General features: G+C 71.6%; 7 protein-coding genes. 3 read left to right on the forward strand and 4 right to left on the reverse strand.

Annotation, left to right across the window (positions count from 1 at the left end; all coding sequences use genetic code 11):
- Positions 1-281 precede the first annotated feature (281 nt).
- Positions 282-1,100, reverse strand: a complete 819-nt coding sequence (locus tag BLV96_RS21585) for an SGNH/GDSL hydrolase family protein (RefSeq protein WP_086678863.1) — start codon at positions 1,098-1,100, stop codon at positions 282-284.
- A gap of 255 nt (positions 1,101-1,355) precedes the next feature.
- Between BLV96_RS21585 and BLV96_RS21590 the strand changes: the two genes are divergently transcribed.
- Entirely contained in the window at positions 1,356-2,018 is a 663-nt protein-coding gene (locus BLV96_RS21590; protein ID WP_086678864.1) for a DUF3159 domain-containing protein, read from the forward strand.
- A 45-nt stretch (positions 2,019-2,063) separates the two neighbouring features.
- Here the strand turns inward: BLV96_RS21590 and BLV96_RS21595 are convergent, their stop codons facing one another.
- A complete protein-coding gene (locus BLV96_RS21595) occupies positions 2,064-3,083 on the reverse strand; it encodes an N-acetylglucosamine kinase (protein ID WP_086678865.1) in 1,020 nt (339 codons plus the stop codon).
- Positions 3,080-4,126, reverse strand: coding sequence for an SIS domain-containing protein (locus BLV96_RS21600; RefSeq protein WP_086678866.1), 1,047 nt, complete (start codon positions 4,124-4,126; stop codon positions 3,080-3,082). Before BLV96_RS21600 ends, BLV96_RS21595 begins: the two co-directional genes overlap by 4 nt.
- Positions 4,127-4,274: 148 nt before the next feature.
- Between BLV96_RS21600 and BLV96_RS21605 the strand changes: the two genes are divergently transcribed.
- Together BLV96_RS21605 and BLV96_RS21610 are read left to right on the forward strand one after the other, a co-directional pair.
- Positions 4,275-5,030, forward strand: coding sequence for a GntR family transcriptional regulator (locus BLV96_RS21605; RefSeq protein WP_086678867.1), 756 nt, complete (start codon positions 4,275-4,277; stop codon positions 5,028-5,030).
- Positions 5,027-6,553: an MFS transporter gene (locus BLV96_RS21610; protein ID WP_086678868.1), complete on the forward strand. Its 1,527-nt coding sequence runs from the start codon at positions 5,027-5,029 to the stop codon at positions 6,551-6,553. The genes BLV96_RS21605 and BLV96_RS21610 overlap by 4 nt, the downstream gene beginning before the upstream one ends.
- A gap of 25 nt (positions 6,554-6,578) precedes the next feature.
- On the opposite strand, the gene BLV96_RS21615 is transcribed toward BLV96_RS21610, so the two are convergent.
- On the reverse strand, positions 6,579-7,256 hold a 678-nt coding region (locus BLV96_RS21615), incomplete at its 5' end, for a transposase family protein (RefSeq protein WP_091389405.1).

The raw sequence follows: 7,256 nt of genomic DNA on the forward strand, positions 1-7,256 counted from the left end.
GTGGGGCGCCGAGATCCCCCGCAGTGGCCTCGCCAGGTCCTGAATGAGTCATTCAGGACCTCCGACGACCTGAATGACTCATTCAAGACACGCGAGGCAGCAGCCGCGAACCCGGGCATCGAGCCGAGCGGCACCGGCCAGAACGCGCGAAGGTCATTGGGCCGAGCAACACCCGGCCAAGAACGCTGAAGGCCGCCACCGGAGCCCCCGGCAGCGACCAAGAACGTGCGAAGGCCGCCACCGACCCCCGCCGGCAGCGGCCCCGCGAACGAAAGACCCCCTCAGCTGGCCTGCTGCCGAGCCTGAGCGTTGTCCGGAACCTCAAGCACATCCAACGGCAAGAGCGGCGCCAGCTGCGGCCGCTTCGGCGACAACCCATCCCCCATCGACTGCCCCCGCAGCTGCCGCCGGATCCAAGGCAGCAGATGCACCTTCGTCCACGTCAAATCCGACCGCCGCGAGTCGATCCACCGGTACGGCGCCGCCTCCAAAGGCCACGGCTCGCGCCAGTCGCCCTCGAGGGGGATCCCCAGCACCTCCGCCGACTTCATCGCGATCCGGCGGTGGGCCTCCGGTGAGAAGTGCAGCCGGTCGTCGCTCCACGCTCGGCGGTCGTGCAGTGGCCCCATCGTCCACAGGTCCACCATGCGGGCTCCGTGGCGCTCCGCGATCGCCCACAAGTGGGTGTTGTAGATCGCCACCTTGCCGCGCAAGACCGACATCACGGACAAAACCTTCGTGTCCGGGCCGTTGAAGATCAGCACCGGGATGCCCGCCGCGCGCAGCTTCGCCACGCCTTCCTCGAAGCGGGCGGCCACCGCGTCCACGTCCGCCCCCGGGACGATGATGTCGTTGCCGCCCGCGCAGAGCGTGACCAGGTCGGGCTTCAGCTCCAACGCGATCGGGAGCTGCTCGTCCATGATCTCGTCGAGCATCTTGCCGCGCAGGGACAGGTTCGCGTACCGGAAGTCGGGCCGCCCGGCCGCCAGGATCTCCGCGAGCCGGTCGGCCCAGCCGCGGAACGAGCCGTCCGGGAGCTCGTCGTTGAGCCCTTCGGTGAAGCTGTCCCCGATCGCCACATAGCTGTCGAATCCGTACACGTTGGGTCCCCTTCCCGTCCTGCGACCGACTCCCCGACATGTAGTTGTACACCCCAACTAACCATCGGGACCCCCTGCCCGCGTTCAGCCTGTGGTAACAGTGTCTTATCTTGTCGGTCTTCTCCGCCTCTCTATTACGTAGTCTTCACCTTCCGCATGCCGTGAGACAGCACACTCGGAGGCCATTACCCCGCCCGGTGTGGCGAAGATCTCCCTGCTTGGAGCCTTCGCGACGCGATCCGGCACGCTGGAGGAGTGTCCGCAGAACCCCGTGAGTCGCTCGCGCAGATCCTCGGCGGCCGCCGAGGTGCGCTCGACGCCAGCATGCCGCCCGTCGGCTTCGTCGCCGGCTGGCTCGCGGCCGGGCAGTCCATCGCCTGGGGTGCCGGTGCCGCCGTCGTGGTCGCCGTCGCGCTCGGTGCCTACCGGGTCGCGCGCGGCGGGAAGGTGCGGGCGCTGGTCGTCAGCCTCGCCGCCGTCATCGCGGCCGCGCTGATCGCCCTGCACACCGGCCGCGCCCAGGACTTCTTCCTGCTGCAGCTGATGTCCAATGTGGCCAGCGCGCTGCTCTGGGCGGCCAGCATCGTCGTCCGCTGGCCGCTGCTCGGCGTCGTCGTGGGCCTGGTGCTCGGCCAGAAGACGCGCTGGCGCCACGACCCCGTGCTGCTGAAGGCGTACTCGCGCGCCAGCTGGGTGTGGGTGTTCGGCCAGTACACGCTGCGCGTGGTCGTCTACGGCCTGCTGTGGTGGTCCGGCCAGGTGATCGCGCTCGGCGTGGCCCGCACGGTGCTGTCGTGGCCCCTGGTCGCGCTGACCGTCGCGGTGAGCGGCTGGGTGCTCTACCGGGCCCTGCCGCCGGAGCACCCGGGGCTGCGCTTGGCCCCCGAAACCGGCGGGGAAGACGTACCCCGGACATAAGGCGGCCCCCGGCGAGGGGGGAGGGTCCGGGGGCCACTGCCTACGTTACCCGGAAAACCCGGGTTCAGTCGACGTTTTGACGTGTTCCTGGCAAGGGAATTGCCCGGTCTGGGGAAATACTGGTCTAACCACCCCTTCGCCGAACGCGTCCACGGCGGCGAGCCAGGCCGCCCCGAGCACCCCGTCGGAGCTGGTCAGCACCTCGAGCCCGGACAGACCACGGCGCACGAGGCCGCCGATCGGGCTTTGTCCGGTGAGCACCGAACCCACGAGCACGACCGGTGTCGACTCGCCGGGCTCGCGCGCGGCGAGCGTGTTGGCGACGAGGAGTTCGGCCGCACGGGTGACGATCGCGCGCGCGGCGGGCTCGCCCGCGTCGTGCGCCGCGCTCACCAACGGGGCGAACCGGGCGAGCCGGACCGGTGCCTCGGCGTTGGCCGCCGTGATCAACGCGCGGGACGCGGCGAGCCGCTCGGCGTCCGTCCGGACGTCCAAACCGGACGGTCCGAGCGCGGCGGCGAGCACCGCCGAAGGCAGCCCGTCGAGGGGCAACCCGCGGCCGAGAGCCTCCAAAGTGGATCGGACGGCTTCGCGGCCGAGCCAGAACGCCGACCCTTCGTCACCGAGCAGCCAGCCGTAGCCGCCCGCGGTGCCGGCCAGCCGCCGCTTGCGGATCCGGCCCGCGATGGAACCGGTGCCGGCGACGAGCACCGTGCCGTCCGGCGCCGAAGTCGCGGACGCGTACGCCACTTCCGCGTCGGCGACCACTCGGACGTTCGTGAGCCCGATTCGCGTCCAGGCCGCGTCGAACACCGCCGCCACGCGCACGTCGCTGAGCTTGCTGACACCCGCCATGCCGACGACGCAGGCGCGCACGTCGCCGGGGTCGCGGGAGCCCAGCGCCGCGGTGATCGCGTCGGCGATCCGGCCCGCGGCGACGTCGGGCGCGTGCGAATTGGGGTTGGCGCCGTCGCCGCGGCCGGTGCCCAGCACCGCGCCGGCGGCGTCGACCAGTGCGGCCCTGGTCGACGTTCCGCCGGCGTCGACGCCGATCGCGAAGCTCACCTCGTCTTGGTCACCTTCAGCAGGCCGCGCGGGCTGTCCGGGTCGCCGCCGCGGGCGAGCGACAGGCCGAGCGCGATCCGCTGGATCGGCAGGATCTCCAGGATCGGCGCGAGCTCTTCGACCGTCGGCGCGACGTCGATGCGCAGCGCCGCCGGCACCTGGGACGCGGCCGAGCCGACCGCGAGCACGTCCGCGCCGCGCTTGCCGACGGCGTCGAGGACCTCGTGCATGGCCTGCCCGCCCTGACCCCGGCTGGTCACCGCGAGGACGGCGGTCTCGCCGTCGACCGCCGCGACCGGGCCGTGCAGCAGGTCCGCGCCGCTGTACGCGCGGGCGGCGAGGTAGCTGGTCTCCGCGAGCTTGAGCGAGCCTTCGAGCGCGGTGGCGTAGGAGTAGCCGCGGCCGGTGGTGAGGACGCGGTCCACGAAGCGGTACCGGTCGACCGCGCGCTGGACGCCCTCGGCGGCGCCGTCCAGGGTTTGGCTCGCCAGCTCGCCGATCTTCTCGGCGTCGGCCGCCTTGCCGCCGCGGACGGCGTCGATGAGCAGGTAGAGCGCCATCAGCGTCGCCGAGTACGTCTTGGTCGCGGCGACGGCCTTCTCGACGCCGGCGCCGATGTCGACGCCGAGTTCGGACGCCGCCCGCAGCGGCGACTCGGGCGTGTTGGTGACGGACACCGTCAGCGCGCCCTGGCGCCGCGCCGACTCGGTGACCTCGATCAGGTCGGGCGAACCACCGCTCTGGCTGACCGTGACGAACAGCACGTCCCGCAGATCGGGCCGCGCGCCGTACAGCGTCGCCGTGGACGGGGAGACAAGACCAGCCGGAAGGCCGAGCAGTACCTCGATCAGGTACTTCGCATACAACGCTGCGTGGTCACTCGATCCACGCGCGGCGAGCAAAGCGAAGCGCGGCGGCCTCTGTGAGATCTTTTCCGCCACCTCCGCGATTTCCGCCTGACGCTCCACCAGTCCCGCCAGGACCTCCGGCTGCTGGGCGATCTCCGCGGCCATGTGCTCGCCGGGCCGTTGTTCGGTCATCATTTTCCTCTCCACCTCCGGCATTATGTACCGGACTCAGGCGGCGTCGGTCAGGTCTAGACCAATGTTAGTGGGGCGGCGCGTTTGGGGAAAAGGGTACGTTTCTTACGGGGACGTGGCGTGCGATGAGGGAAGACATAGGGAGTCGGGCATGTTGGAGACCACCACCACGGGCGAGGCGAGCGCCGTCGCCGGGATGCGCGGGCAGCGCGAGCCCAAGTACTGGGCGCTGAAGCAGCACCTCCTCGACCTCCTGGACGTGCTGCCGCCCGGGTCGCCGATCCCGACCGAACGCGCGCTCGCCGGGGAGTTCACGGTCTCCCGCACCACCGTGCGCCAGGCGCTGGCCGACCTCACCGCCGAAGGCCGCCTGCACCGCGTGCAGGGCAAGGGCACCTTCGCGGCCGAGCCGAAGCTCGCGCAGCGGCTGCAGTTGTCGTCCTACACCGAGGACATGCGCCGGCAGGGCCTGAAGCCGTCGTCGAAGCTGCTCGAACTCGAGGAGCTGCCGGCCGAGGGCGACCTCGCGAAACTGCTCGGAATCCGTACTGGTGCGAAAATTCTTCGCCTTCGACGGCTTCGACTGGCGGACTCGCAGCCGATGGCCCTGGAAACTTCGCACCTGCCCGCCGGCCGATTCCGCGGGCTGCGCAAGCACGTCTCGGCGGGCGGTTCGTTGTACGCCGTTCTACGCGAGCACTACGGCGTCGAACTCGAACGCGCCGAGGAGTCGATCGAGACCTCGCTCGCCGGGCCGGAAGAGGCGGAGATGCTCGGCGCCGACGTCGGCATGCCGGTGCTGCGGCTGACCCGGCACTCGTTCGCCACGGACGGCAAGCCCGTCGAGTACGCCCGCTCGGTCTACCGCGGCGACCGCTACAAGTTCGTCACTACGCTGATGCCGTGACCGCCACGGAAGACACCGGGATCAGGTGGGGCACCCACGCCGCGCGCGGCGTGCTGGCCACCACCATCCTCGGTTCGGGCATGGCGATGCTCGACGGCACCATCGTCAACGTCGCCCTGCCCCGCATCGGCGCCGAGCTGAACGCCTCCGTCGCCGGCCTCCAGTGGATCCTCGACGGCTACATGCTGGCGCTCGCCGCGCTCATCCTGGTCGCCGGCTCGCTCGGCGACCGGTACGGCCGGCGCCGCATGTACCTGATCGGCGTCGTCTGGTTCGGCGTCGCCTCCGGGCTGTGCGCCGCCGCCGTGTCCACCGAGATGCTGGTCGCGATGCGGATCCTGCAGGGCGTCGGCGGCGCGCTGCTGACGCCCGGGTCGCTCGCCATCCTCCAGTCGTCCTTCGCGCACGACGCCCGCGCCCGCGCGATCGGCGCCTGGTCCGGCCTCGGCGGCATCGCCGCGGCCGCCGGCCCGCTGCTCGGCGGCTTCCTCGTCCAGGTCTGGTCGTGGCGCCTGGCGTTCATGATCAACGTGCCGATCGCCATCGTCGTCGTGCTGATGGCCCGCAAGTTCGTCCCCGAGTCGCGCGACCCGGACGCGACCGGGCGCCCGGACTTCGGCGCCGCGGCCCTCGGCGCGATCGGCCTCGCCGGCGTCACCGGCGCGCTGGTGGAGGCGCCCGGGCGAGGCATCGGCGACCCGATCGTGCTGGTCGCGGGCCTGCTGGGGATCGCCGGGCTGACCGCGTTCGTCGTCGTCCAGCACCGCGCGCGCGAGCCGCTGGTGCCACCGTCGCTGTTCCGCGACCGCACGTTCACCCTGGCCAACGCGCTGACGTTCGCCATGTACGCGGCGCTCGGCGGCGTGATGATGCTGCTGGTCATGCAGCTGCAGGTGTCGCTGCACTACTCGCCGACCGCGGCCGGCCTGGCCGGGCTGCCGCTCACGGTGGTCATGCTGCTGCTGTCGGGCCGCTCGGGGGCGCTGGCCCAGCGCATCGGACCGCGGACGCAGCTGGTCGTCGGGCCGATCGTCGTCGGCGTCGGGATGCTGCTGATGCTGCGCATCGCACCCGGCGCGTCCTATCTCGGCGCGGTGCTGCCCGCGGTCGTGGTGTTCGGCCTGGGCCTGGCGACGGTGGTGGCCCCGGTGACCGCGACGGTGCTCGCGGCGGCGCCGGACCGCTACGCCGGGGTCGCGTCGGGAGTCAACAACGCGATCGCGCGGTCGGGCGGGCTCTTGGCGGTGGCGGTGCTGCCGGCGGCGGCCGGGTTGACGGGCGAGGCGTACGCGGACCCGGTGGCGCTCACGGCGGGCTGGCGGACGGCGCTGGTCATCTGCGCGGCGCTGGCGATCGCGGGCGGGCTGATCGCGCTGGGCATCCACAACGGCGTGCTCGAGCCCCCGACACCGGCCGCACCCTCGGACGACGAGTGCCCCCACCTGGGCGAGTGCTACCACTGCGGAGTCGAGGGCCCGCCGACGCACGTCCGCGGCGGCGGGACCCCGGTCGCCGGCTCCTAGGCCCAAGCGCCCCAATGAGGTTTTCTCAGTAGCGCCCCTGGTGTTCGTGGTGGGTCAGGACGAGGGCTGCTTGGACGATCGCGCCGATGCGTTTCGGGCAGAGGCTGATGCGGTGCAGGGCTGACCAGCGGGTTTTGAGGATGGCCATAGCGCGTTCGCCGAGGGCCCGTGCCCGGGATTGCAGCAGGTTGTAGACCCGTTGCCGGGGGCCGAGAAGCGGTTGACCTGCGGTTTTCTTGACCGGTGTGCGGATGCCGATGCCGGCTGCGTGGTAGGCCTTGTCGGCCAGGGTCGGCAGGCCTGCGGCTGCGGCGGCGGTCAACGCGCCGGTGATGCCCAGGTCGCGGGCGGCGGAGAGATCGTTGCGGGAGCCGGGCAGCACTGGGGAGACCCAGAGCGGGAACCCGTCGGCGGTGGCCAGGAACTGGATGTTCCCGCCGAAGCTGCGGTGTTTGCCGGAGTACCACAGATGCACCGTGGCTCCCCGGTTCGTGCCTTTGGTTTTGATCGTGGTGGCCGCGACCCGGTCGCAGGGGATGAGGGTGCCGTCGAGGATGACGTGGGTGTCGCCGGCGGCCCGGCGGTCGGTGAGGACCTGCTGCAGGTCGGGGGCGCAGGCGGCGAGGGCGGTGATGGCTTCGTGCAGGTAGCGGTAGGTGGTGGCGATGCTGATGTGGTGGTCGCCGGCGAGGCGGTGGAGGGG

It is taken from the genome of Amycolatopsis pretoriensis (assembly GCF_900107925.1).
Lineage (GTDB): Bacteria > Actinomycetota > Actinomycetes > Mycobacteriales > Pseudonocardiaceae > Amycolatopsis > Amycolatopsis pretoriensis.